24 protein-coding genes and 1 tRNA gene are annotated in these 25,804 nt (G+C 67.6%); 9 read left to right on the top strand and 16 right to left on the bottom strand.

Going from position 1 to position 25,804, the window contains the following annotated elements:
• Nucleotides 1–15: 15 nt before the first annotated feature.
• From HII28_RS02780 to HII28_RS02790, 3 genes are all read left to right on the top strand, one after another.
• Nucleotides 16–1,185 carry a hypothetical protein gene (locus HII28_RS02780; protein ID WP_346769157.1) on the top strand — a complete coding sequence of 390 codons (1,170 nt, stop codon included), beginning with the start codon at nt 16–18 and terminating at the stop codon, nt 1,183–1,185.
• Between the two features lie 54 nt (nt 1,186–1,239).
• Complete coding sequence (locus HII28_RS02785) at nt 1,240–2,253, top strand: LLM class flavin-dependent oxidoreductase (RefSeq protein ID WP_170024017.1); 1,014 nt, start codon at nt 1,240–1,242, stop codon at nt 2,251–2,253.
• Nucleotides 2,254–2,353: 100 nt separating this feature from the next.
• Entirely contained in the window at nt 2,354–3,199 is an 846-nt protein-coding gene (locus tag HII28_RS02790; RefSeq protein ID WP_170024018.1) for a MerR family transcriptional regulator, read from the top strand.
• 84 nt (nt 3,200–3,283) lie between these two features.
• Here HII28_RS02790 and HII28_RS20430 read toward each other — a convergent pair whose 3' ends face one another.
• The 11 genes from HII28_RS20430 to rplU form a co-directional block, all read right to left on the bottom strand.
• Nucleotides 3,284–3,715, bottom strand: a complete 432-nt coding sequence (locus tag HII28_RS20430) for an aldehyde dehydrogenase family protein (protein WP_277348420.1) — start codon at nt 3,713–3,715, stop codon at nt 3,284–3,286.
• Nucleotides 3,676–3,751 (bottom strand) — tRNA-Ala (locus tag HII28_RS02800). The genes HII28_RS20430 and HII28_RS02800 overlap by 40 nt, the downstream gene beginning before the upstream one ends.
• A gap of 79 nt (nt 3,752–3,830) precedes the next feature.
• A complete protein-coding gene (rsfS, locus tag HII28_RS02805; RefSeq protein WP_170024020.1) occupies nt 3,831–4,205 on the bottom strand; it encodes a ribosome silencing factor in 375 nt (124 codons plus the stop codon).
• 84 nt (nt 4,206–4,289) lie between these two features.
• Nucleotides 4,290–5,879, bottom strand: coding sequence for a hypothetical protein (locus tag HII28_RS02810; protein ID WP_170024021.1), 1,590 nt, complete (start codon nt 5,877–5,879; stop codon nt 4,290–4,292).
• 236 nt (nt 5,880–6,115) lie between these two features.
• Nucleotides 6,116–6,736: a nicotinate-nucleotide adenylyltransferase gene (nadD, locus tag HII28_RS02815; RefSeq protein ID WP_170024022.1), complete on the bottom strand. Its 621-nt coding sequence runs from the start codon at nt 6,734–6,736 to the stop codon at nt 6,116–6,118.
• 12 nt (nt 6,737–6,748) lie between these two features.
• Nucleotides 6,749–6,988, bottom strand: a complete 240-nt coding sequence (locus tag HII28_RS02820) for a hypothetical protein (protein WP_170024023.1) — start codon at nt 6,986–6,988, stop codon at nt 6,749–6,751.
• A 92-nt stretch (nt 6,989–7,080) separates the two neighbouring features.
• Nucleotides 7,081–8,382, bottom strand: a complete 1,302-nt coding sequence (locus tag HII28_RS02825; RefSeq protein ID WP_170024024.1) for a glutamate-5-semialdehyde dehydrogenase — start codon at nt 8,380–8,382, stop codon at nt 7,081–7,083.
• Nucleotides 8,383–8,426: 44 nt separating this feature from the next.
• The gene (gene proB, locus HII28_RS02830) at nt 8,427–9,245 is read right to left on the bottom strand and encodes a glutamate 5-kinase (RefSeq protein ID WP_170024025.1); all 819 of its coding nucleotides are present in this window, start codon (nt 9,243–9,245) and stop codon (nt 8,427–8,429) included.
• Between the two features lie 4 nt (nt 9,246–9,249).
• Nucleotides 9,250–10,758, bottom strand: a complete 1,509-nt coding sequence (obgE, locus tag HII28_RS02835) for a GTPase ObgE (RefSeq protein WP_170024026.1) — start codon at nt 10,756–10,758, stop codon at nt 9,250–9,252.
• A gap of 138 nt (nt 10,759–10,896) precedes the next feature.
• Nucleotides 10,897–11,151 carry a 50S ribosomal protein L27 gene (gene rpmA, locus HII28_RS02840; protein WP_170024027.1) on the bottom strand — a complete coding sequence of 85 codons (255 nt, stop codon included), beginning with the start codon at nt 11,149–11,151 and terminating at the stop codon, nt 10,897–10,899.
• A 22-nt stretch (nt 11,152–11,173) separates the two neighbouring features.
• Entirely contained in the window at nt 11,174–11,482 is a 309-nt protein-coding gene (gene rplU / locus HII28_RS02845; RefSeq protein ID WP_170024028.1) for a 50S ribosomal protein L21, read from the bottom strand.
• Between the two features lie 266 nt (nt 11,483–11,748).
• Between rplU and HII28_RS02850 the strand changes: the two genes are divergently transcribed.
• Nucleotides 11,749–12,021 carry a DUF4031 domain-containing protein gene (locus tag HII28_RS02850; protein WP_170024029.1) on the top strand — a complete coding sequence of 91 codons (273 nt, stop codon included), beginning with the start codon at nt 11,749–11,751 and terminating at the stop codon, nt 12,019–12,021.
• Between the two features lie 78 nt (nt 12,022–12,099).
• On the opposite strand, the gene HII28_RS02855 is transcribed toward HII28_RS02850, so the two are convergent.
• Nucleotides 12,100–14,583: an Rne/Rng family ribonuclease gene (locus HII28_RS02855; RefSeq protein WP_346769315.1), complete on the bottom strand. Its 2,484-nt coding sequence runs from the start codon at nt 14,581–14,583 to the stop codon at nt 12,100–12,102.
• Here HII28_RS02855 and HII28_RS20605 point away from each other — a divergent pair.
• A complete protein-coding gene (locus HII28_RS20605; RefSeq protein ID WP_346769333.1) occupies nt 14,528–14,674 on the top strand; it encodes a hypothetical protein in 147 nt (48 codons plus the stop codon). The two genes, HII28_RS02855 and HII28_RS20605, sit on opposite strands and share 56 nt — an antisense overlap.
• Nucleotides 14,675–15,206: 532 nt before the next feature.
• Nucleotides 15,207–15,821 (top strand): vitamin K epoxide reductase family protein, encoded by a 615-nt coding sequence (locus tag HII28_RS02860; RefSeq protein WP_170024031.1) that lies wholly within the window; start codon nt 15,207–15,209, stop codon nt 15,819–15,821.
• 176 nt (nt 15,822–15,997) lie between these two features.
• Here the strand turns inward: HII28_RS02860 and ndk are convergent, their stop codons facing one another.
• The 4 genes from ndk to ileS are packed head-to-tail and all read right to left on the bottom strand — an operon-like array spanning nt 15,998 to nt 21,624.
• Complete coding sequence (gene ndk / locus HII28_RS02865; protein WP_170024032.1) at nt 15,998–16,414, bottom strand: nucleoside-diphosphate kinase; 417 nt, start codon at nt 16,412–16,414, stop codon at nt 15,998–16,000.
• Entirely contained in the window at nt 16,411–16,860 is a 450-nt protein-coding gene (locus HII28_RS02870; protein WP_170024033.1) for a DUF4233 domain-containing protein, read from the bottom strand. The genes ndk and HII28_RS02870 overlap by 4 nt, the downstream gene beginning before the upstream one ends.
• 37 nt (nt 16,861–16,897) lie before the next feature.
• Nucleotides 16,898–18,262 carry a folylpolyglutamate synthase/dihydrofolate synthase family protein gene (locus HII28_RS02875; protein ID WP_170025923.1) on the bottom strand — a complete coding sequence of 455 codons (1,365 nt, stop codon included), beginning with the start codon at nt 18,260–18,262 and terminating at the stop codon, nt 16,898–16,900.
• Nucleotides 18,263–18,267: 5 nt separating this feature from the next.
• Nucleotides 18,268–21,624: an isoleucine--tRNA ligase gene (gene ileS / locus HII28_RS02880; protein WP_170024034.1), complete on the bottom strand. Its 3,357-nt coding sequence runs from the start codon at nt 21,622–21,624 to the stop codon at nt 18,268–18,270.
• A 485-nt stretch (nt 21,625–22,109) separates the two neighbouring features.
• Between ileS and HII28_RS02885 the strand changes: the two genes are divergently transcribed.
• The 3 genes from HII28_RS02885 to HII28_RS02895 all read left to right on the top strand — a co-directional run bounded on the left by HII28_RS02885 (nt 22,110) and on the right by HII28_RS02895 (nt 25,685).
• Entirely contained in the window at nt 22,110–23,522 is a 1,413-nt protein-coding gene (locus HII28_RS02885; RefSeq protein WP_170024035.1) for a sensor histidine kinase, read from the top strand.
• A gap of 4 nt (nt 23,523–23,526) precedes the next feature.
• On the top strand, nt 23,527–24,183 hold the full coding sequence (locus HII28_RS02890; protein WP_170024036.1) for a response regulator transcription factor: 657 nt from the start codon (nt 23,527–23,529) through the stop codon (nt 24,181–24,183).
• A gap of 140 nt (nt 24,184–24,323) precedes the next feature.
• Nucleotides 24,324–25,685 (top strand): MFS transporter, encoded by a 1,362-nt coding sequence (locus HII28_RS02895; protein WP_170024037.1) that lies wholly within the window; start codon nt 24,324–24,326, stop codon nt 25,683–25,685.
• Nucleotides 25,686–25,804: the final 119 nt, after the last annotated feature.

Below are 25,804 nucleotides of genomic sequence, written 5' to 3' on the forward strand. Positions count from 1 at the left end.
CCTATGGTGGAAGACGTGGCCGTGCGCAGAACCCGATCCGCGAACGCAGACAGGAGGCCGGGGGGCCGCCTTCGATTGGTCGTCTTCGGCGTCGCCGCGGCGATGGCGATTCCGTTGCTGACTGCGGTACCGGCGCACGCCGACGACTATCCCAGTTGGGATCAGGTGCAGGCCGCGAAGGCCAACGCCGCTGCGGCACAGGCGGAGTACGACAAGATCCAAGCGCTCATCGGTCAGCTTCAGCAAGCCGCCCAGGCTGCGGCGGCGGACGAACTCAAGAAGGAGTTCGAGTACACGACAGCGAAGAACGCCCTCGACGCGCAGACCACGAAGCTCGACGCGATCAACAACCAGGTCGGCACCGCGCAGAAGGATGCGTCGCAGGCGAAGACCCAATACGGCAAGCTGACGAGCCAGCTGTACATGTCGGGCGGCGGCGACCTCACCGCAAAGCTGTTGTTGAGCAATGGGCACGCGAGCGACCTGCTCGATCAGCTCGGAGCCGTCAGCCAGCTGACTGGACACGTTGCGCAGCTGCAGACGTACGCCAAGCAGAAGCAGAACGTGGTTTCGGTGCTGCAGGCGCAGGCGAAGCAGGCCGAGGACATCCGCGTCGGTCTCGAGCAAGACGCGGACACGAAGTACCAGGCGGCTCAGGCTGCGAAGGCCGCCGCAGATTCAGCGCTGGCGACCCAGCAGACGCAAGGGGCCGTCCTTCAGGCCCAAGCCGCGAGCCTCGAGTCACAAGCGGCGGACATCGAGGCGCAGTACTGGGTCGGATACGACGCTCGCCAGAAGGCTGCAGAGGCGGCCAACGCCATCAGCGGCAGCGACTCGACCATCGATTTCTCGGCACCATGCACCGGCGGGTGCAGCGCCAGTGACGCTCAGTCCTTCGCCCAGGGACGCATGGGTGCTTACGGCTGGGACGGCAGCCAGTTCTCCTGCCTGATCCAGCTGTGGAATCAGGAGTCGGGCTGGCAGTGGAACGCGTACAACTCGTCGAGCGGTGCGTACGGCATTCCGCAGTCCCTCCCCGCCGACAAGCTCGCGTCGGCGGGCGCCGATTGGCAGACGAACGGCGATACGCAGATCAATTGGGGCCTTGCCTACATCTCGACCGTTTACGGCACACCGTGCGGCGCATGGAACCACGAGATCTCCGAGAACCCGCACTGGTACTGATGCCGGATCCGGTTCACCGGGAATACCTGTGCACCGCTCGAGGCTGACACTGCAGTGAAGCGCATCGGTTTCCTGTCCTTCGGGCACTGGTCGCCTGTTCAAGGCTCTGTCGTGCGAAGTGCAGCCGACGCACTGCAGCAGACGATCGAAATCGCGCAGGCTGCAGAAGATGTCGGAGCGGACGGCGCGTTCGTGCGCGTGCACCACTTCGCTCCGCAGCTCGCCTCTCCGTTCCCGTTGCTGGCGGCGATCGGATCCCGCACCTCGCGCATCGAGATCGGCACGGCCGTGATCGACATGCGTTACGAGAATCCGTTGTACGCCGCCGAATCGGCGGCTGCCGCCGACCTCATCGCGGGCGGTCGACTCCAGCTCGGCATCAGCCGCGGCTCACCGGAAACCGCGGACAAGGGATACGAGGCATTCGGATTCCTGCCGGGCGAGGACGAATCCGACGCCGATATGGCCAGGAACCACACCGAGCTGTTCCGTGCGGCGATTGCGGGCGCAGGGCTGGTGTACTCGAATCCGGAGATGACCGGGCAACGCGTGCCGCTCGCGATCGAACCGCGCTCCGAAACGCTTCCCGAGCGCATCTGGTGGGGTGCCGGCAGCCGCGGAACGGCCGTGTGGGCAGCCGAGCAAGGCATGAACCTGATGAGCTCCACGCTTCTCACCGAGGACACTGGAGTTCCGCTGGCGGAGCTGCAGGCCGAGCAGTTGCGGCTCTACCGCGAAGCGTGGACCAAGGCCGGCCACGAACGCGAGCCGCGGGTGTCGGTGAGCCGGAGCATCCTCCCCATCATCGACGACGACACCAGACGCTACTTCGGTCTGCGTGCCCAGGCGGACGCCCACGACCAGGTCGGCTACATCGGCGACGAGCTGGCGCGGTTCGGCCGCAGCTACATCGGCGAGCCCGACGTGATCGCGGAGGAGCTCGCGCGCGATGCTGCAGTGCAGAACGCCGACACCATTCTGGTGGCCGTGCCCAACCAGCTCGGCGTCGACTTCAACGCACGCGTGCTCGAGTCGATCGTGCGGGACATCAAGCCGGCACTCGGCTAGCAGCCCGTCGAGGGTGCGCGCAGCGCGCGTGAAGTGCGTCTGAGAATCCTCGTTCGGTATTGACTCTCACACGGTGTCAGGCGGCATTCTCGTAAGGATCATGCTGACCATCGGAGAGTTCGCGTCGATCGGCCGGGTATCCGTACGGATGCTTCGCCACTACGACCAGATAGGCCTGCTTCGACCCGCGCGGGTGGATCCGCTCACGGGATATCGCGCGTACGCGCCGACTCAGCTCACCGCGCTCACCCGTATCATCGAGCTCAAGGGCCTCGGCCTCACACTCGAACAGGTATCGCGCGTGATCTGGGGAGACGCCGACGACGGCGAGGTCGAGCGGATGCTCACCTCAGCCCATCGCGAGCTGCAAGCTGCCATCGCCGACGCGCAGGCTCGGCTGCGGCGCGTCGATGCGAGCCTCCGACGAATCCAAGGAGAAACCGTCATGCCCACCTCGCAGACCATCACCGCCGACATCCGTTCGATCGAACCGCAGCTCGTCGCGACCCTCACCCGCAAGGCGCCAGGCTTCGGCCCGGTCAACATCTCCCCCGTCGTCGGACCCATGTTCCCGGAATCGGCCGGTCTGCTCGCCGCAGCCGGGGTCGACGACTTCGGGCCTGCGATAGCCCTTTACGAGGCCGACGAATCCGGCGATGGAACCGGCGCGATCGTCACGGCCGGATTCGTCGTGCCTTCGGACACGGCACCAGTCGATGGACTGGATGTCCACACGCTGTCCGGTATCGCCCAGGCGGCGGTGACCGTCCACAGAGGCGAGGTCGCCCTCATCGGCGAGTCGTGGGACGCGCTCATCACCTGGGCTCGTGACAACGGATACGAGCTCGACGGCGTCTGCCGGGAGGTCTATTGGACTCCGGGCGACCGCCCGCAGTCCGAATGGGTCACCGACCTCGTTCAGCCGGTGCGGTCCGCGCAGGCGTGATCACGCGCCGCACGGGACTGCGCTCGCCCGCACTGCTCGAGCACGGAATGAGCCTGCGTGCGGACGTCGAGCCGGCACTCGAGATCAGACCGTCCTGATCATGACCGACCTCACCTCGAGATGTCCGTCGAGGTGATGCACGCGGGACTCGCATCCGTATCCGCACATCCGGTAGCCGCCGAACGGCACCGCCGGATCCAAGAGGCCGTAGCAACTGACCCACGCCATGCAGGTGCGGAACGCCTTCGCGACGCTGTGCGCTTTGCCGACATCCCGCGTCCATATGCCGCGGCCGAGCCTGAACTCGTCGGCTTTCGCGCTGCGCCCGAGATCGTCCATACCGTCGAACGGGATCGCCGACATGGCCGGTCCGACTATCGCCTCGCGTGCGATCCGCACGTCGTCCTCGACGTTCGACGCCGCCGCAGAGAAACGAAAGGGCCCCGCCTCAGCGGGACCCTTTCGTTTCTCTCGTTTGGTGGATCTGAGGGGACTCGAACCCCTGACCCCCTGCATGCCATGCAGGTGCGCTACCAGCTGCGCCACAGACCCTTGCTCGCTGCTCCGTCGTGCGGAGCAACCTCACTAGAGTACTACATCCGACTGCCGGGAGACGAATCGGAAGCCGGCCTCACGCCTCGTTGACGACCGGCAGTTCGAACGGCACAGTCGGGCAATCCCGCCACAGGCGCTCGAGTGCGTAGTAGGCCCGATCCTCCTGGTGGAAGACGTGCACGACGAGGTCGCCGAAGTCCAGCAGGATCCAGCGCCCCTCGGATCGCCCCTCACGTCGCAAGGTCTTCGCGCCGGCCTCGTTCAGGCGGTCCTCCACCTCTGCGGCGATCGCCATCACGTTGCGTTCCGAGTTGCCCGTCGCCAGGAGGAAGACGTCGACCAGCGGCAGTGGGCCCGACACATCGAGTGCGATCAAGTCGGTTGCGGTCTTCGAATCTGCGGCCTCGGCGGCCAGCTGGAGCAGTTCGCGCACACGCGCTGACGCGGTCATACGGTAGTCACCTCGTGTGATCTGAGTTGTGAGGATCCGGATCGGACATGCCCCGCAGAGAACGAGGACTCGACGTCGATCGGGTCAGAATGCATGGAAGACGTAGCCCGCCACCAGAAGCGCCGTCACGCCCAGCGCCATGAATCCCGCCGTGACCGCCAGCACCACCGGCAGTCGGTTGCCGCGTTTACTGGGCGGGGTGATCATGCCGCGTGTTGACGTGTGGGTCGCGACCGCCTTGCTTGCGCGAACCGGGGCGACGCTCGAGTTCGGCACGGCATCCGACTCCTCGAACAGCCGGTCGATGTCCGACGAATCGAAGTGATCCGGATGCTGTCCCGTCGATCCGAGCGATCGCGGGAGCTCGATGGAACCTGTGACGATCACCTCGCCGGTGCTCGTCAGCGGCGCCGTCGCGAGTCCTGCCGACGGAACCGACGGCAGGATCAGCGCATTCGCGGTCGTCACGCTGCCCGTCGACACCGCCGACCTCGGCGATCCGGCATCGTCGTCGTTCATGGTGGACCAGTGGCCCGCTGCGCGGGCAGCGAGCTGCGGATCCGTCGCCGGACCGTTCTGGCCGCCAGAGGCGCGCGCTCCGATGCCCGCCTGCGGAATCTCCGCCGCCGCGGCAGCGGACGCCCCCTGCTGCGATGTCCGAGACGGCGTCACGCTGATCGGCACCTGGGGTGCTGCCTGCTCGTGAGGGGCTGCCGCCGGCGGGATGACCCGATGCGTCGCAGGAGGCTGAGGGGGAACCTCGGCGCCACCGTTGAGCAGCGCAGCGAAGGCTGAATCCTGCCCGGGCTGAGCTGGCGCCCCTTGCGGAGTGCCTGCCGCCGTGAAGGGCATCGCGGGAGCCTGCTGCGGCGCGCTGACGCCGGGCTGCTGCTGCGAAGGAGCCGGAACCTGAGGACCGGGGTACGGGGTCGTCCCCGTCTGCTGCGCCGCCTGCGATGCTGCCGTCTGCGGCGCGTTGTACTGGCCACCGTTGAACTGGCCGCCGGCGAACTGACCGCTACCCGACTGTGCACCGTTGAGCTGCTGGCCGCTGAACTGCTGGCCGTTGAACTGTTGGCCGTTGGGCTGCGCCGCGGCCTGCTGCGGCGCGTACTGCTGAGCTGGGCCGGGCTGGGCCGCGTTGGCCGCAACCCCGCCGACCCGCTGCGCGCCAGGGGCCTGTTGAGCGTCGGCCTCGGTCTGTGTCGACTCGCCTGCCGTCTGAGCCTGCATCATGGCGCGGAGTTCGCGCCTGGTCAGGGGATGCCCGTCGACGGCCTGCGGAACGGCGCCGGTCTGCGTCGGCGAGTACGTCGCACCGCCGCGTGGTTCGGGTGCCGACGGAGCCTGCTGGCCCATGGGTGAATTCCACGGTGCACTGGTCGGCGCCGGAGCCTGCTGCGGCGAACCCTGCGGTGCTGCGGTCGGCTGCTGCGTGTATGCACCGGGCTGCGCCGAGTATGCGGACTGCCCGTACGGCACCTCGGCCGACGGCGCTGGACGTGAAGGGGCCGCCTGCGGACGGACGGCCGGCTGCTGTCCGCCGGGCGCGTAAACCACGGATGCCGGGGCACGATCCTCAGCGGGGGCGGCGTTGGCCGGTCCCCCGGCGTGCGAGGCCGCGAGGAGACTGTCGAAGGAGAGTTCCTCGTACCGAGGGGCTCGGGGCCGCATCGGCGGCGCCTCAACGGGCGCAGCCGGACCCTGAGGCGCTGGATCGCGCTGGGTCGAAGCGAACGAGTACGGCGTGGCGACCTGAGGAACGTCGCCCCCTTGAATGGGCGCGACAGTTGCTGCGCGGCGTGAAACAGGAGGCTGCTCGCCCTCGGCGGGCCCGAGTTCGCGCTCAGCGGCGCGCTGATTCTCTCTTGCCTGGCGCCGAGTCTGTGGCGGCTGGTCTTGCCACGACGTCATGCCACACTCCGGTAAAGGTGATGCTTGGAGATGTACTGGACAACTCCATCGGGTACGAGATACCAGACAGGGAAACCCCGGCTGACACGGTCCCTACAGTCGGTGGAGGAGATCGCCAATGCCGGAACCTCCAACAAGCTTACGTCGCCGTTGGGGAGACCCGTCACCTCGAGGAGATGTCCCGGTCGACTCACAGCGACGAAGTGAGCCAATTTCCAGAGTTCCTCGACGTCGCGCCAGCTGAGGATCTGGGCGATCGCATCCGCTCCCGTGATGAAGAAGAGGTCGGCATCCGGACGCGCTTCCTGCAGATCGCGCAGCGTGTCGATCGTGTACGTGGGACCCAGCCGGTCGATGTCCACCCGGCTCACGGTGAAGCGTGGATTGGACGCCGTGGCGATCACGGTCATCAGGTAGCGATGCTCCGCCTCGGTGACATTGCCCTTCTGCCAGGGCTGTCCGGTCGGAACGAAGATGACCTCATCGAGGTCGAACGACTGCGCCACCTCACTCGCGGCGACCAGGTGGCCGTGGTGGATGGGGTCGAAGGTTCCACCCATCACACCGACGCGTTGGCGACGCTGTCCGGACGGTCCCGTGGACGCAGTCGGCTGCATGGAACCCGAGGGTCAGTGATCCTGCGTAGACGGGTGACCGGCGCCGTGGTGAAACGCACCGGGAGCACCTGCGTGCTGGGCGGCATCCGCCTCTGCCTTGTGGCTGTGGCGGTTCGCCACGTCACGATAGGTCCACACGACGAAGGCGAGAGCGGCGAACACGCAGAGCACGACGACGCCGAGCGCCCAGGGCTGCACTGTGACAGCACCGGAGGTTTCCTCGGCTGCGATGGCTGCGGCGACGAACGTCATGCGACTCTTCCTTTCGTGGCGGATGCCAGGCTGCCAGTCTACTCATGAACGCGGGCACCCAGCCGCGCGCCCGCGTCGTGTCACGTCTGGAGTCAGGCCCGCATCTGACCGCTCCCGCGCACCAGCCACTTCGTGCTCGTCAGCTCCGGCAGCCCCATCGGACCCCGTGCGTGAAGCTTCTGCGTTGAGATGCCGACCTCGGCTCCGAAGCCGAACTCGCCTCCGTCGGTGAACCGGGTGGACGCGTTCACCATCACCACCGCCGAGTCGACCTCGGCGAGGAAGCGCTCCGCGTTCCGGAGGTCGTCGGTGATGATCGACTCGGTGTGCTGCGTCGAGTAGCGGCGGATGTGGGCGATCGCCTCATCCAGCGAATCGACGACACCGACGGAGACATCGAGACTCATGTGTTCGGTCGACCAGTCCTCCTCGACCACCGGAACAGCGTCGGGAAAGATCGCAAGAGCCCGCTCATCCGCGTGCACCGTCACACCCTCCTCGCGGAGCGCGCCCAGCACAGCGGGCAGGAGGCGGGGCGCGGCAGCACTGTGCACGAGTACGGTCTCGACGGCGTTGCAGACGCTGGGACGCTGCACCTTCGCGTTTCGCACGATGTCGACGGCCCACTTCTCGTCCGCGCTCTCGTCGAGCACGATGTGCACGACTCCGGCGCCCGTCTCGATGACCGGCACCTTGGCCGATTCGACGACGGTGCGGATGAGATCCGCGCTGCCCCTGGGGATCAGCACGTCCACCAGGCCTCTCGCCTGCATCAGCATGGTGCCGCCGGCCCGACCGAACTCGTCGACGGTCTGGACGGCATCCGAGGGAAGGCCGGTTCGCGCGACCGCTTCCTGAATCAGCGCGACGAGCACGCGGTTGCTGGACTCTGCGGCTCTGCCGCCGCGCAGCACCGCGGCGTTGCCGCTCTTCAGCGCGAGAGCAGCGATATCGACCGTCACGTTGGGACGCGCCTCGTAGATCGCTCCGACGACGCCGAACGGAACCCGCACCTGCTGGATGCTGACGCCGTTGGGCAGTCGACTGCCACGCACCGAGGTGCCGACGGGATCCGGCAGGGTCGCGATGTCGCGCACGGCTTGCGCGAGGCTTGCGATCCGCTTCTCATCGAGCGTGAGACGGTCGAGCAAGCCTGCCGACAACCCGCTCTCGCGCCCTCGATCGAGGTCTGCAGCATTGGCTTCGATGATGCGATCGGCCGACGCCATCAGCGACAGCGCGATCTGCTCGAGGGCATCGTTCTTCTGCGCCGTCGTCGCCGTGGCCAACGGCAGCGACGCGGCCTTCGCGGCCTCGAGTTTGCGGGCGAAAGCGGCATCCGTCGACGCGGAATCCAGGGACGACGAAGCCGACTCGAGAACGGTGGGGACCATCGAGCCAGTCTAGAGCGCGCACCCGGCCGCTCCCCGGCTCGACGCTAGGCGCTCAGCGGTGGTGCGACGGCCGGCTCGTCCTGCTGTCGAGGGGCGAACCACGTGCCGACCGGCTCGCCGTCCAGAGCGGCACGCACGAGCCGGGTGGAAGTGAGCAGCACGGCGCTGCCCGCCTCGACCGCATGGCGGGCGGCGGAGACCTTGGTCACAGCACCCCCGGTGCCGACCCCGGCGAGACCCGTCGAGCCGATCTCGACTCCGTCGAGTGCGTCATCCGCTGCCACGTAGTCGATGCGCTCGGCGCCCGGCTCGTGCGGAGGCCTCGTGTAGAGGGCGTCCACGTCGGAGAGCAGCACGAGCAGGTCTGCTCGGATGAGAGTCGCGACCAGCGCCGCGAGGCGGTCGTTGTCGCCGAACCGGATCTCGTGGGTCGCCACCGTGTCGTTCTCATTCACGATCGGCAGGATGCGCAGGTCGAGCAGCCGCTCCATCGCACGACGCGCGTTCGAGCGATGCGTCGGATTCTCGAGGTCGCCGGCCGTCAGGAGCACCTGGCCCGCGACGATGTCGTAGCGGTCGAGGCTGTCCTGGTAGCGGTAGATGAGCACGTTCTGGCCGACGGCAGCGGCCGCCTGCTGCGTGGCGAGATCGTTCGGGCGCTCAGAGAGCGCGAGGTACGGAATGCCGGTGGCGATCGCTCCGGACGACACGAGCACCACCTGGGTTCCACGGCCGTGCGCTTCGGCCAGCGCGTCCACCAACGGACCGATCTGGTGGGCGTTCTCACCGCTGATCGACGACGAGCCCACCTTGACCACGATGCGGCGGGCAGCGGGCACCAGCGAACGGTCGGTGATCACCATCGGGTCACTCGTCCTCGTCGTGCCACAGGCCGGCATCGCGTTCGCGTACGAGTTCGGCGCGGGCCTCAGCCTTGGCATCCATGCGCTCGTGGTACTCCTCGCGACGCTGGCCGCGCGTGGGGCGATTGCTCTGGTCGATGCGCGCATCCGTTCCGCGTGGCGAGGTGACCAGCTCCGCCGTGGACGTCAGCGTCGGCTCCCAGTCGAACACCACCCCGTTTGCCGCCCCAATCACCACCGTCGAACCGGCGATGGCACCCGCCTTCACGAGCTCGTCCTCGACGCCCAGCTTCGCGAGCCGGTCCGCGAGGAAGCCGACGGCCTCGTCGTTGGCGAAGTCCGTCTGCGCCACCCAGCGTTCCGGCTTCGCACCGAGAATGCGGTAGATCGTTCCGTCGGAGCCGCCTTCGGCCTTGACGGTGAAGCCCGCCTCGTCGACCGCGCGCGGACGGATGACGATGCGCGGCTTGATCTCGGCCGCCGCGGCCTCACGGGCGCGCGCTTCCTCGACCAGTCCGGCCAGTGCGAACGACAACTCGCGGAGCCCGTGGTGGCTGACCGTCGAGATCTCGAAGACGCGGTATCCGCGCGCCTCCAGGTCGGGGCGTACGAACTCGGCGAGTTCGGCGGCCTCGGGCACGTCCGTCTTGTTGAGCGCGATGAGCTGCGGGCGCTCCAACAGGGGAACCTGGCCATCCGGCACGGGGTAGGCGGCGAGTTCGCCGAGGATGACGTCGAGATCGGTGATCGGGTCGCGGCCGGGCTCAAGCGTGGCGCAATCCAAAACGTGCAGCAGCGCGCTGCAGCGCTCCACGTGACGGAGGAACTCGAGCCCGAGTCCCTTGCCCTCGCTGGCGCCCTCGATGAGTCCAGGAACGTCCGCGATCGTGTACCGCACGTCGCCCGCCTGCACCACACCGAGATTCGGGTGGAGCGTGGTGAACGGATAGTCCGCGATCTTCGGCTTCGCTGCCGAAAGCGCCGCGACGAGGCTGGACTTGCCAGCGGACGGGAAGCCCACCAGAGCCACGTCCGCCACCGTCTTCAGCTCGAGGACGAGGTCGCCCTCCCAGCCCGGCGTGCCGAGCAGAGCGAATCCCGGCGCCTTGCGCTTGGTGGTGGCCAGCGCTGCGTTGCCGAGGCCGCCTTGGCCGCCCGGTGCGATGACGAACCGCATGCCCGGCTGATCGAGGTCTGCGAGCGGGAAGCCGTCGGCATCCTTCACGACCGTTCCGATCGGCACCGGCAGCTCGAGATCGTCGCCGGATGCGCCGCTGCGGTTGTCGCCCATGCCGAAGCCGCCGTTCGCCGACGAACGGTGCGGATGACGGTGGTACGCCAGAAGTGTCGTCACGCCGGGATCGGTCACAAGCGCGATGTCACCGCCGTGCCCGCCGTTGCCGCCGTCCGGACCGGCGAGCGGCTTGAACTTCTCGCGTCGCACGGACACGCAACCGTTGCCGCCGTGACCGGCACGGAGGTGCAACGTCACGGTGTCGACGAACGTCGCCATGATGCTCTCCCTTCGCCGCCAGGCGGCGCTTCTACGCTATCGGGGTGGCCGCGGATGGCTCCGCGCGCCTGGTCCTTTCGAAAACACGGATGGGCGGGCACGAGGCCCGCCCATCGGCTGTGTTCCGCACAGGACGTGTCAGTCGACCGCCACGATGTTGACGACCTTGCGGCCGCCCTTGTGGCCGAACTCGACCGCGCCCGCCTCGAGGGCGAACAGCGTGTCGTCGCCACCACGGCCGACGTTCGCGCCCGGGTGGAAGTGCGTGCCGCGCTGACGGACGATGATCTCGCCCGCGTTCACGACCTGGCCGCCGAACCGCTTGACGCCGAGGCGCTGCGCGTTCGAGTCGCGGCCGTTGCGAGTGGAGCTCGCTCCCTTTTTGTGTGCCATGAGTGTCTCTCCTCGCCGCTGCTTACTTGATGCCGGTGACCTTGACGCGCGTGAGCTCCTGACGGTGGCCCTGGCGCTTCTTGTAACCGGTCTTGTTCTTGAACTTCTGGATCACGATCTTCGGGCCGCGGAGGTCGCCGAGGACCTCGGCCGTGACCTTCACCTTGGCCAGCGCCTTCGCGTCGCTGGTGACCTTGTCACCGTCGACGAGGAGCACCGCGGGGAGCTCGATGGTGCCGTTCTCTCCGGCCTTCACGCGGTCCATCGTCACGATGGTGCCGACCTCGACCTTCTCCTGCCGACCGCCGGCGCGCACAACTGCGTAAACCACTACTCGTACCTATCTGAAGGAGGGACTGATCCAGTCCCAGACTGACGTTGAATGTCGCCGGTCACGCCCCCAGTGGGAGAAGGGTTCGTGCCAGAAAACGAAAGGGCGTTAGCCGTGATAAGTCGGCGCACACCAAGGGTTAATCGTACCGGACCACACCAACACGGTCAAACCGGGCACCGGCCCGCGAGTCGGGCGGGACCGAGCGACCGTCGCGGACTCCGTCCTGCGAAGCCTGTACGTACGCTGCTCGTAGACTCGCCGGCATGGCGATCCTGATCGACACACCCATGTGGCCGAACCATGGCACGTTGTGGTCGCACCTGGTCAGTGACGCCTCTCTCGACGAACTGCACGCGTTCGCACTCGGGAACGGCGTACCCGAGCGGGCCTTCGATCTCGATCACTACGACGTGCCGGCTCGACTGCACGACGACCTCGTTGCCGCCGGCGCGCATCCGGTCACGAACAGGGAACTTGTGGTTCGACTCCGAGACAGCGGCCTCCGAATCACGGCCGCAGAGCGGCATCCGCACTAGTCACGTTCCGCGTGGGCACGGTCGGCACCGCCGCCGGAAGTGTGAGCGACGGCGAAGCGCGCCGTCGCCCACACTCACTCAGCTCGCCTGGGAGTCGTCGTGCTCCGCGATCACACCACCGGTCAGCCCTGCCGTCGTGACTCGCCGCCGCGCACGTCCCTGACCGGGTTGTTTCGGCTCGGGCAGTGCGTCGAGGACGGATCCGAGGAGCTCCTGCGCCTGCGCCCGATCGATCGGTGCTTTCGGCTCGTTGTGAGCCTCAACGGGGATGTCGAGGATGGACAGGTGCGCAGCGTCGTCGCTCGCCACCGCGCCGTCCGCCGAAGTGGCCTCTGCCGCCTCGATGACCACGGGCTCACGCTCGGCCGCCGCGGGCTCCGGCTCGGTCCGGGGAGCCGGCCGTTCGTTCGAAGCCTTCTCGGCGCCGTCCACCGCCGTGTCATCGGTGCGGGAGACATCCGCTCCGGTCGCACGGCGTGCGCCGCCACGTCCGCGGCTGCCGCGCCGTGTGCGCGGCGCGTCCTGCTTGTCGCCCGACGGGTCGGATGCCGACGCCGCGAGGTGCCTCGGAGCTGCGGGCGCGGCATCCGCCGTTCCCTGCGCGCCGTCGACGGACGCCTGCTCGGCCCCCACCGTCTCGTCGTGGTGCGCGTGCAACGTGCTCGCCGCGATCTGCGCGAGCGCGCTCTTTGCGTCGTCGGTGATGGCGTGGGTTCCCGCGTGGTTCGAGTTCGCACCATTTCCGTTCCCGCCGTTCGACGGCGCGGGAGTCTGACCCGTCTTGCCCCCACGGCGACGCTCGGGCGGCTGCGGTGCACGGTGCCTGCTGACCGGATCGTGATGGACGATCACGCCGCGGCCCGCGCACACCTCGCACGCTTCGCTGAACGTCTCGAGCAGTCCGAGCCCGAGCTTCTTGCGCGTCATCTGGACGAGGCCCAGCGACGTCACCTCCGCCACCTGGTGCTTCGTGCGGTCGCGGCTCAGGCACTCCACGAGGCGGCGCAGCACGAGGTCGCGGTTGGACTCGAGGACCATGTCGATGAAGTCGACGACGATGATGCCGCCGATGTCGCGCAGCCGCAGCTGACGGACGATCTCCTCGGCGGCCTCGAGGTTGTTCTTGGTGACGGTCTCCTCGAGGTTGCCGCCAGAGCCCACGAACTTGCCGGTGTTCACGTCGATGACGGTCATCGCCTCTGTGCGGTCGATGACGAGCGAGCCACCGGAGGGCAGCCACACCTTGCGGTCGAGGGCCTTCTCGATCTGCTCGGTGATGCGGAATTCATCGAACGCGTCACGGTTGCCCTGGAACGGCTCGACGCGCTCCAACAGATCCGGTGCAACCTGGCGGAGGTAGCTCTCGATGGTCTGCCTGGCGTCATCGCCGGCGATGACCATCTTCTGGAAGTCCTCGTTGAAGACATCCCGAACGATCTTGATCAGCAGGTCGGGCTCGCTGTGCAGGAGCGCAGGCGCCTGCACGGTATCGGCCTGCTTCGAGATGTCCGCCCACTGTGCCGTGAGCCGGTTGACGTCGACGGTGAGCTGCTCTTGAGTCGCGCCCTCGGCCGCCGTGCGCACGATGACGCCGGTGTTCTCCGGAAGCACCTCCTTCAGGATCTTCTTCAGGCGCGCCCGCTCCGTGTCGGGCAGCTTGCGACTGATTCCGTTCATCGAGCCGTTCGGCACGTACACGAGGTAACGGCCGGGAAGACTGACCTGGCTCGTGAGTCGAGCACCCTTGTGTCCGACAGGATCCTTCGTCACCTGCACGAGCACGCGGTCGCCGGGCTTCAGCGCCAGCTCGATGCGGCGGGGCTGGTTGCCGGTCTCTGCGGCGTCCCAGTCGACCTCACCGGAGTAGAGCACGGCGTTGCGGCCGCGTCCGATGTCGACGAATGCGGCCTCCATGCTCGGCAGCACGTTCTGCACGCGGCCGAGGTAGACGTTGCCGATGAGCGACGCCTCCTGCGACCTGGCGACGTAGTGCTCAACGAGCACGCCGTCCTCGAGAACCCCGATCTGGATGCGGCCACCCTTCGAGCGGACGATCATCTGGCGATCGACGGCCTCGCGGCGGGCGAGGAACTCGGCCTCGGTGATCACCGGACGACGACGACCGGCATCACGCCCGTCGCGGCGGCGCTGCTTCTTGGCCTCGAGCCTGGTCGAGCCCTTCACCTTCTGCGGTTCAGTGATGAGCTCCGGTTCGCGCTGCCGCTTCGGCTCCTCCTCGCGCGGAGCATCCGCTGCACCTCGACGACGCGTGCGGCGGCGGGAGGAAGTGGCCTCCTCGCGCTCCTGGGTCTCCTCGCGTGCTGCGACAGGGGCCGGCGGGAGCACGGGGGGAGCCTGGAACAGCAGTGCCGTGCTGGGCAGACCGGGCGCCTGCGCCGAGTGGGCTGCGGCGTATGCGGCCGCAGCGGCATCCGCGGCCTCGGCCTCGGGCTCGGTCGCCTGACGACTCACCTGCTGCGCATCGTCCGCGGTCTCCGCGGGCTCCGTGCCGGACACGCTGGAAGTCGAGGTCGTCGCAGACGATTCCGCGCGGGGCGTCACACCCGACGACGCTTGCTCGGGAGCTGCAGGAGCGGATGCGCCACCCGTCACCGACCCTGCGAGCGGTGCGCTCGCGCTCGAGTCGTTCTGAGCAGTGGATGCGCTACTGCTGTCGGCCCTGCGATTCGCCCGCCGACCGCCGAAGAGCCGACCACGCTTACGCGGTGACGCCCCTTCGTTGCCTCGTGCTCCTGCTTCGTCCCATGAATTCTGATCGTTCTCCACCATCGCTGGTGCACTCCTCGACCGTACGATGCACGCGCGCACCCGGTACGGCTGTACTCATGCGGGCGGCGCGCAGGGCGCTCGTCCGCCAATCCTCGGTTCGGCGTTCGAAAGGGTGCGCAACGGACTTCGCGCTTCGTGGCGCTGCCGTCGCTGCTCTCGCTTTCGTTCGCCCGTCCCCTGTCTCTTTTCGTGAACTGTCTCACGTGGTCATCAACGTCTTCTCGCCCGATCGCGCGCGACCAAGCGGCCAGACATCCACGCGTGCGCGGTGCCTGGAAAAGCTTCTTCGCCGCCGCTCGCACGGTGTGCGAACGACTGTCTTCCATTATCGCACGACTGCCTGCCCCGCCCTCTCAGGCGCCAGCGGAACCCGTGTGCCGCTCTGCCATAATGCGATGGTGTCGCTCGACTCCCCCACCGAAACGAAGCAGCCGATCGGGCTTGCGATCTTCCTCATCATCGCCGGCGTCATCGGTTGGTTGGCGGCATTCGCGCTGACCCTCGACAAGTTCACGGTGCTGGAGCATCCGGCTGCGAATCTGACGTGCAACATCAACCCGCTCATCGGCTGCTCGAAGAATCTGGCCTCCTGGCAGGGGTCGGTCCTCGGATTCCCGAACCCGCTGATCGGCATCGCCTGCTGGGTCGCGCCGATCGCCGTCGGCGTGGCGATCCTCGCCGGGGCGCGGTTCAAGCGCTGGTTCTGGATGCTGTTCAACCTGGGCGTTCTCGGCGCGCTCGTGCTCGTGATCTTCCTGATCGTCTCGAGCCTCTACGACCTGTACGTGCTGTGCCCGTACTGCATGATCACGTGGGTGGTCACGATCCCGACGTTCTGGACAGTGACCTTCTACAACCTCAAAGAGGGCAACATCCCGACGAACGAGCGGGTTCGCTCCTTCTTCGCTGCCGCGTACTCCTGGATTCCGCTGATCACCCTCATCTGCTACGTGATCGTCGCGGTCTTCGCGCAGATCCAGGTGCAATGGATTCCGAACGCGTTCCGGTAGACCGGCCCCGTTCCAGTTGCGGAGCGACCTGACATCCGTCGAGTCGGGAACTCACGGCAGCTGCACCGACCTGACATAGAGATCAGAGCTCGCGAGCTACGCGCTGGAGCTGAAAGCGGAGGCCCGGTGGGCCTCCGCCGCGACGCCAGCGCCGAGTCAGCTGCGCTGACTCGGTCTCAGAACCACAGGGCGAGCTCGCGAGCTGCCGACTCCGGCGAATCCGACCCGTGAACCAGGTTCTGCTGCACCGCAAGGCCCCAGTCGCGGGCGAGGTCGCCGCGGATCGTGCCAGGGGCGGCGGCGGTCGGATCCGTTGCGCCCGCGAGCGAGCGGAATCCCTCGATGACGCGGTTGCCTGCGAGACGGATCGCCACGATCGGCCCCGACTCCATGAACTCCACCAGCGGCTCGTAGAACGGCTTGCCCTGGTGCTCCGCGTAGTGCTGCGCGAGCAGTTCCCGGTCGGCCTCGACGAGTTTGATGTCGACGAGCGCATAGCCCTTCGCCTCGACGCGGCGCAGGATCTCGCCGGTCAGTCCACGGGCGACGCCGTCTGGCTTGACGAGCACGAGGGTCTCTTCGATGGTGGTCATTCGTTCTCCTTGTGGGTCGGTTCGGAATCTTCGACGGATTCGGACGGGTGGTCCGCGGCCTGACCGGATGCTCGGATCTCGGCGTTGCGGCGATCAAGTCGCGCGCCAGCGATCATGGCGTAGGCCCAGATCGCGGTGAAGATCGCGCCGACGATGAAGAGCATGCCGACGAGGAATCCTGCAGCGACGACGACGAGCTGCACGAACCAGCCCAGCCAATACCCGACGCGGAAACGCAGCAGCGGGATCGCCACGATCATGAGCACGATGAGCACTGCTCCCCCGCCGAGTGCCGCCGCCGGAGGAAGCGCGTGCAGGCCGAACACCACGAGGCTGCCGAGGAAGACGACGACGAGCTCGAACCCGAGCACTATCGCGCCGAGGCTCTCCTGCGCGCCGCGCGCCCTGCGCTGACGCGGTGCCCGAGCTGATGCCCGATCGCTCATCGCTTCACGCTCCGAGGCGCGGGTGCGAAACCGCCCATCACTCGGCCGCCGCCTTCCACTCGCGCTCCTGGGCGAGGGCGAGCGTCTCGCCGATGAGGGCGATGGATCCGGTCACGACGACAGCACGGCGCGCATCCTCCACCGCCCACGCCCGGGCCGCCTCGACGGCGTCGCCGAGGTCCTCATATGCGTCGGCGTGCTCGTGGGTCCATTCCTCGACGCTGTCGGCAAGCTCGCCGGATGAGGTCGAGCGCTCCGAGTGCGACTGGGTCACGAAGATCCGCGCCGCAAGCGGCGCCAGCGCGTCGACGATGCCGTGGGCATCCTTGTCGCGAAGGATCCCGATGACGAAGGCGATCTCGTCGAAGTCGAAGAACTCCGGCAGTGCACGAGCCAGAGTGAGGGCGCCTGCCGGATTGTGGGCGGCATCCACGAGCACTGTCGGCTCGATGCCGATCAGCTGCAGGCGACCCGGTGACGTCACGGTCGCGAAAGCCTCTTCGAGCAGCGGCTGGCGCAACGCCTCGTCACGGCCGCCGAGGAACGCTTCGACGGCCGCCACGGCGACCGCCGCATTCTGCGCCTGGTGTGCGCCGTAGAGCGGAAGGAACAGGTCGCCGTACGTGCCGGCCTGTCCGCGGATCGTGACGAGCTGGCCACCGACCGCGACGGCGTCGTTCTCGACATCGAAGTCGACGGGTTGGAACGCGATGGATGCCTCGCGCAGCTCGGCCGCGCGCCGCAGCTCCTGCACTGCTTCGGGAACCTGAGCGGAGCTGACGACCGTCGCCGACGGCTTGATGATGCCGCTCTTGGTGCGCGCGATCTCCGCGATGGTCGATCCGAGGCGTTCGGTGTGGTCGAGCGAGATGGGCGTGAAGACGGCGACCTGGCCGTCCCCCACGTTCGTGGAATCCCATTCGCCGCCCATGCCGACCTCGATGACCGCAACGTCGACGGGCGCGTCGGCGAAGCAGGCGAAGGCGAGCACGGAGATCGCCTCGAAGAAGGTGAGCCGCTGTTCCCCCTGAGCTTCGAGCTCCGCGTCGACCATCTGCACGTATGGCGCGATGTCGTCCCAGTTGCGGGCGAGCGCCTCGTCGCTGATCGGTACGCCGTCGATCATGAACCGCTCGTTGAACCGCAGCAGGTGAGGGCTGGTGAACAGTCCGACGCGGAGGCCGTAGGCCCGCAGGATGCTCTCGATGACGCGGCTCGTCGACGTCTTGCCGTTGGTGCCCGTGATGTGGATGATCGGGTACGCCCGCTGCGGATCGCCGAGCAGCTCGACGGCCTTGCGAGTCGGCCCGAGACGGTGCTGAGGACTTCCCTCGCCGAGGCGGGTCAGGAGCGTGTCGTAGACGGCATCTGCCGCCTCACGGAACTCGTCGTCGTCGGTCACGTCGGTCACAGTGCTCTCTCCAGACTCACCAGCAGCGCCGAACCTGCTCCAACGGCTGAGGACTCGGCGGAATCCGCCACGGCGTCGTCGACGTCGACGTCGAGCTCGACGGCCAGCGTCTCCGCCCCGACCAGGTCGGAGTGGACGCGCACGGCATCCGCTCCCCCACGATCGAGCACGAGACGCAGCCTGATGCGGTCGCTCACATCGAGACCCGCGTTCTTGCGGCTCTCCTGCACCACCCGGATGACGTCGCGGGCGAGGCCCTCGTCTTCCAGATCCTGCGTCGTCGTCGTGTCGAGCAGCACGAAGCCGGCCCCTGGCAGCAGCGCGAGTGCACGACCGGTCTCCTCGGCATCCGCCGTCTCGAGCACGAGCTCGTACTCGCCCTGCTGCAGCGCGATCCCGCCGGCCACGATGACGCCGTCCACCTCGCTCCAGTCGCCATCGCGGGCGGCCCGGATCGCGGCCTGCACGTTCTTGCCGAGCCGTGGCCCGGCCGACCGCGCGTTCACCGTCAGTCGCTTGCTCACGCCGTACTCGGCGGGGCTGTCCTCGGTGAGCTCGACCAGGCGAACGGCCTTCACGTTGAGCTCGTCGCGCAGGATGCTCTCGAACGTCTCGAGCGCGGTGGCATCCTCCGTCACCACCGTGAGCTCGGCAAGCGGCAGACGCACGCGAAGGCCGGCGGCCTTGCGCAGCGCAAGAGCGGAGGAGCTCACCTGACGTATCCGATCCATCGCGGTCACGAGCGCCTCGTCCGACGGGAACTCGGATGCCTGCGGCCAGTCCGTCAGATGCACGCTGCGCCCGCCGGTGAGGTCCTTCCAGATGCGCTCGGTCACCAGCGGCAACAGCGGAGCGGCTACCCGGGTCAGCGTCTCCAGCACCGTGTACAGCGTGTCGAACGCCTCGGTGTTGCCGCCGTCAGGTGTCACGCCCTCCCAGAACCTGTCGCGCGAACGTCGCACGTACCAATTGGTGAGAACGTCGGCGAAGTCGCGGACCTTCGCCGCGGCGAGCGTCGAGTCGAGGTTGTCCAGGTCGAGTGTGACGGCGTCGATGAGCTCGCGCGTCTTGGCGAGCAGATAACGGTCGAGCACGTCCGTCGAGTCCGTGCGACGCTGCGCTTCGTATCCGGAGGCGTTGGCGTACAGCGAGAAGAAGTACCAAGTGCTCCACAGCGGAAGCAACGCCTCGCGCACGCCCTGCCTGATGCCCTCCTCTGTGACGACGAGGTTGCCACCGCGCAGGACGGAAGACGACATGAGGAACCAGCGCATGGCATCCGAGCCGTCGCGGTCGAACACCTCGGCGACGTCCGGATAGTTGCGCAGCGACTTCGACATCTTCTGGCCGTCGCTGCCCAGAACGATGCCGTGGCTGATCACCCGCTTGAACGCAGGACGATCGAACAGCGCCGTGCCCAGAACGTGCATCAGGTAGAACCATCCACGCGTCTGCCCGATGTACTCCACGATGAAGTCCGCCGGATTGTGCTGGGGCATCGAGGCGTCGCCTGCGACTCCGTCGAACCACTCGCGGTTCTCGAACGGATAGTGCACCTGCGCGTACGGCATGGATCCGGAGTCGAACCACACGTCGAGCACGTCGGGGATGCGGCGCATGGTCGCCCGACCGCTCGGGTCGTCCGGATTCGGACGCGTGAGATCGTCGATGAACGGGCGGTGCAGATCCGGCTCGCCGCTCTCGTTCAGCGGCAGGCGGCCGAAGTCGCGCTCCAGCTCGGCGAGCGAGCCGTAGACATCCGTGCGCGGGTGCGCCGGGTCGTCACTCACCCACACGGGGATCGGCGAGCCGAAGTACCTGTTGCGGCTGATCGACCAGTCGCGCGCGCCGGCCAGCCACTTGCCGAACTGGCCGTCCTTGACGTTCTCCGGGACCCAGTCGATCTGCTGGTTCAGCTCCACCATGCGGTCGCGGAACTCGGGCACGCGCACGAACCAGCTCGACACGGCCTTGTAGATGAGAGGGTTGCGGCACCGCCAGCAGTGCGGGTAGCTGTGCTCGTAGGATGCCTGGCGCAGCAGCCTGCCCATCGACTTGAGCGCCTGCGTGAGCGGCTTGTTGGCGTCGAAGACCTGAAGGCCGGCGACGTCCGTCACGTCGGACAGGAAGCGTCCGCCGTCGTCCACCGAGATGACGACGGGGATGCCCGCGGCGGCGCACACGCGCTGGTCGTCCTCGCCGTAGGCGGGCGCCTGGTGCACGATGCCGGTGCCCTCCTCGGTGGAGACGTAGTCGTCCACGAGGATCTGCCAGGCGTTCTGCGTTCCGTACTTCTCGGCATCCGCGTAGTAGTCCCAGAGGCGGTCGTAACGCACTCCGGCCAGGTCGGATCCGGTGACCGTGCGGGAGACGGCAGCGCGTGCGTCGTCCGCGGCGTCGTAGCCGAGGTCCTTCGCGTAGGACCCGACAAGGTCGAGGGCGAGCAGGTACTCGCCGCTCAGCACCTCGGATGCGTCACCGCCTTCGCGACGCACCTCGGCATCCGCAGTCCCGCTCGGTCCGGCCGGCACGACCGCGTACTGGATGTCGGGGCCGACCGCGAGTGCCGCGTTGGTCGGAAGCGTCCACGGGGTCGTCGTCCAGGCCAGTGCGCGCACCGCGGTGAGACCGAGCGCTTCGGCCTTCTCTCCCACGAGCGGGAAGGTGACGGTGACGGTCTGGTCCTGCCGCATCTTGTAGACGTCGTCGTCCATGCGCAGCTCGTGATTGGACAGCGGGGTCTGGTCGCGCCAGCAGTACGGGAGGACGCGGTAGCCCTGATAGGCGAGCCCCTTGTCGTACAGCTGTTTGAACGCCCAGATCACGGACTCCATGTACGTGACGTCGAGCGTCTTGTAGTCGTTGTCGAAGTCGACCCAGCGGGCCTGGCGGGTGACGTACTCCCGCCACTCCTGCGTGTACTTCAGCACCGAGGACTTCGCTGCCGCGTTGAAGGCGGCGATGCCCATCTCGTCGATCTGGCTCTTGTCGGTGATGCCGAGCTGCCGCTCCGCCTCCAGCTCAGCTGGCAGTCCGTGCGTGTCCCAGCCGAAACGGCGGTGCACCTGCATGCCCCGCATCGTCTGGTAACGGGGGAAGACGTCCTTCGCATATCCGGTCAGCAGGTGACCGTAGTGCGGCAGCCCGTTGGCGAACGGCGGCCCGTCGTAGAACACCCACTCGGGTGCGCCCTCCCGCTGGTCGACGGAGGCACGGAAGGTGTCATCGCCCTTCCAGAACGCGAGGATGTCCTCTTCGATCCGGGGGAAGCGGGGAGACGGCGTGATGCGCTGCGCGTCCTGTCCGTCGTTGGCGGCGGAATAGGACGAATCGTCGGACTTGGGGTACGGCATGCTTCTCCTGGCAGGCGAGTGCTTCTGCGCGAGGACGCCGCCAGACCCATTCGATCCTGGTGACGCGGTACCACCCCGTTTGCCGAGCTCCGGCATCCGTCGACGGAGAACGACCACTCGTTCAAGGCTGTGACGGGCCGGCCCGTCCGGTTCTATTGGACTCGTCGTCGCCACGTGATGGGACGCTTCGCCGTTCTTCCGGAGACTCCCCGGTGATGGCCGGATCGCAGTCGTTGCCGACAAGTCTACAGTCGCGCCGCGAGTGGTGGACACGGCGTCGGGCAGGTCGGATGCCGAGACGCAGCGCGTCCGGAGCCTGGGGCTCACCGGCATCCGTAGGGATAACCCCCGTCCGTATTCGGGGAGCGTCCGGATGGGCCGTGCGCCGGCCGTCGACGACGCTGAAGTGGTTCCTGTCGAAGCCCGGGCAGCATCCGGGAAACCCCGCCTCCGCTTCTGAAGGATTCCATGGAAGGAAATGCATCATGACTGATTCGACCCTCGAGGGTGGCGGCGCCTCTGCGACGACCGCGATCGGCGAGAATGACGGTGTGGTCACCACGAGCGCATCACCGGGCGCGTCCGCAGCACAGGAGGGGACGGGATTCTGGCGCTCATACGGTCGCCGATGGGCGCGTGTGCCTGCCGAATCCGGCGTGCTCTTCGTCGCCTTCCCGCTGGCGGTGATCGCCACGAGCGTGCTCTGGCCGCTGTTCTCGACCGGCATCGGGCTTCTCGTGCTCGTCGTGGGGTTCTTCCTGGTGCTGGCGTCGCTGTACATCGCGCGCGGATACGGCACGATGACGTTGGCGATGCTCGAGGGGGCAGGCCGGCCGCGCATCCCTCGCCCGGTCTGGCGTGGCAGAGTCGGCACGGGCTTCATCGGACGGGTTCTGAGCCCGCTCGCCGACGGCCACTACTGGATCTACCTGCTCGACGCGATCGTGGTGCAGATCGCCGTCACCACCCTCACGTGGAGCATCTTCATCACCTGGGTCTCGACGGCGCTCGGCGGTACGACGTTCTGGATCTGGGGCGGATTCCTCCCCACCACTGGTCGCACGGTGTGGCTCTCCAGCGTCATCTGGGAGTGGGTGACGCGCACTCCGGCGACGTTCGACCCCGTGACCGCCGACACGGTCCTGTATGCCGTCGTGGGACTCGTCTTCCTCTTCACCTTGCCGTACATCACACGCGCACTCATCACCCTGCACTGGAGTGTTGCCCGTGGCCTCCTCGGAGCGTGGCCGTCCGACCGGCTGCGCCGAGAGGTGACCGAGCTCTCCGCCTCCAGGGCGGCCGCCGTCGCCGCGGAGGATCGCGAACTGCGTCGCCTCGAGCGCGACATCCACGATGGACCGCAGCAGCAGCTCATCCGTCTACGCATGGACATCGCTGCCGCACAACGACGTCTGGCCGACGACCCGGACGCCACCTCCCGGCTCCTCGACGAGGCGGGCGTACGCGCCCAGGACGCCCTCGACGAGCTTCGCGCACTCTCCCGCGGATTCGCCCCGCCCATCCTGCAGGATCGCGGACTCGCCGCGGCGATCGACTCCCTCGCGGCTCGGAGCACGATCCCGGTGACCGTCACGAACGACGTGTCGACGGACGTCGCACTGCCGCAGGAGGTCGAACGCAACCTGTACTTCGTTGCGGCAGAGCTGCTCACGAATGTCGCGAAGCACTCCCGTTCCGACAGGGCGCGGCTCACGCTTGCTCTCGCGGGAAACGCTCTGACGCTCAGCGTGTCGGACGACGGAGTCGGCGGCGCAGGCGAGAACCCCCGGCACGGCCTGTCCGGCATCCGCGAGCGGGTCACGGCAATGCGCGGAACGACCAGCATCACCTCGGGCCCGACGGGGACGACGGTCTCGGTGAGCGTGCCGATATCGTGAACGGGTGACCGATGCCCTTCGCGTGCTCCTGGCGGACGATTCCGTACTGCTGCGCGAAGGGCTCGCCCGCGTGCTCGACGAGGCCGGCTTCCTGACCGTCGGCGCGTTCGGTGATGCCGACGCCCTGCTCGACGCGGCGCAGACAGTCCCGTTCGACGTCGCCGTGCTCGACGTGCGGATGCCGCCGACGTTCCGCGACGAAGGCGTCCGTGCGGCGCTCGAACTGCACAGACGCCATCCGAAAGCCGGCGTGCTGCTGCTCAGCCAGTATGTCGAGACGACCTACGCCCGAGAGCTGCTCGGCGCGGGCGCCGGCGGCATGGGCTACCTGCTGAAGGACCGGGTGGCATCCCTCGACGAATTGGCGGATGCCGTCACCCGCGTCGCGGCCGGAGGCACAGTGCTCGACCCCGAAGTCGTCGCCCAGCTCGTCGGGCGTCGCGCCGACCCGCTGTCAGCGCTCACGCCGCGCGAACGCGAGACGCTTCAGCTCATGGCGGAAGGACGCACCAACGCCGCGATCGCCGCACGGTTGCACGTCGGTGTCGGCGCCGTCGAGAAGAACGTGTCGTCCATCTTCATCAAGCTCGGGCTCGAGGATTCCGGCGCGGACCATCGTCGCGTGCTCGCCGTGCTGACCTGGCTCGACGCCTCCCTCTGATGACTCCCCGCTCGCCCGCACGGCGATCATCGGACGTCGCGATCGCCGGGCGCGATTGGGACCACACCACAATCGACGACGCGTAACGCTGGAGGAAACATGCGCCACGCTGCGGCGAACTCCCGGCACACTTAGAGCCCGTGACCGATTCCACAGCCATCGCTGCACGCAACGCCGACCGCAACGCCTGGCGGGTAACCCTCGCCTCCGTCGTCGGCACGTCCCTGGAGTCCTACGACTTCTACGTCTTCAGCTACTTCAGTGCGCTGTTCAGCGCCGCCGTCTTCTTCCCCACCCAGGACAAGGTCGCCGGCACTCTTCTCGCGTTCCTCACCCTTGCGACCTCCTACTTCGTGCGCCCGATCGGCGCGATCATCTTCGGGCACCTCGGTGACCGCATCGGCCGGCGCGCGACTCTGATCTGGACCATCGGCATCATGGGCGTCGCGACTGCTCTGATCGGTGTTCTCCCCGGCTACGCGACCATCGGCATCGCGGCGCCGATCCTGCTCGTCACACTGCGCGTCGTGCAGGGGATCTCGCTCGGCGGCGAGTGGGGCGGATCGATCCTCGTCGGCGTCGAGCACTCGACGGCGAAGCGGCGCGGCTTCTACGCCGCGCTTCCCCAGCTGGGCTCCCCCATCGGCACGATCGTGACGGCCGTGCTGTTCCTGGTGATGAGCCTGAATCTGTCGCCCGACGCCATGCTCGCGTGGGGCTGGCGCGTACCGTTCCTTCTCGCCCTCCCGCTCCTCGCCGTCTCCCTCTACCTGCGACTCTCGATCGACGAGACGCCGGTCTTCTCGCACCTGGTCGCCGAGAAGAAGCGCACGCGGATGCCCGTCGCCGACGTCTTCGCGAAGCAGCCGGTCGCGCTCCTGGTCGCCGTCGGCGCGGCGATGCTCGGCATCGGCTCGTACTCGCTGATGAACACGTACACGATCAGCTACGGTGTCACCACCCTGCACTTCGACTACACGCAGCTGTTCATCGCGACGACGATCGGCAGCCTTCTGCAGCTCATCACCATCCCGCTGTTCGGCCTGCTCGCGACCCGCATCGGCTCAGCACGAGTGGTGTGGATCGGCGCGCTCACCACGCTGGTCATCGCCTTCCCGATGTACTTCCTGCTGCAGCAGGCGACGTTCGCGATCCTCGTCGGCACGATGATCGTCGGCGGCATCTTCCCGACACTCAGCTGGGCCGGTCTCGGCGGCCTCATGGCCGACATCTTCGGTCAGTCCATCCGGTACAGCGCGTTGTCGATCGCCTATGCGATCGCAGCGGCCCTGTCCGGACTGATCCCGCTGGTGACGGAGGCGTTCGGAAACGCGACGCATGAGGCTTGGTGGCACCCCGGCGTCGTTCTCGCCGTGCTGTCGGCCATCACGCTCATCGCGGCCCTGGCCGCCGCATCCATCGCCCGCAAGCGCCATGAGGACACCGCCGACGCCGCCGACGTGCTTCACGACGAGGAGTTCGCGGAGGCCACCCCGGTCTGACTCAGCGACGGCTCGGCTCGATGCTGAATGGCAGCCAGTTCGCGTGATCCCAGCCGGCCGATCGGGCCGCGATCACTTGCGCTGGCTGCCATTCCGTTCGTGGCCGCGCACTCGGGAAG

It is taken from the genome of Planctomonas sp. JC2975 (genome assembly GCF_012985205.1).
GTDB lineage: Bacteria > Actinomycetota > Actinomycetes > Actinomycetales > Microbacteriaceae > Humibacter.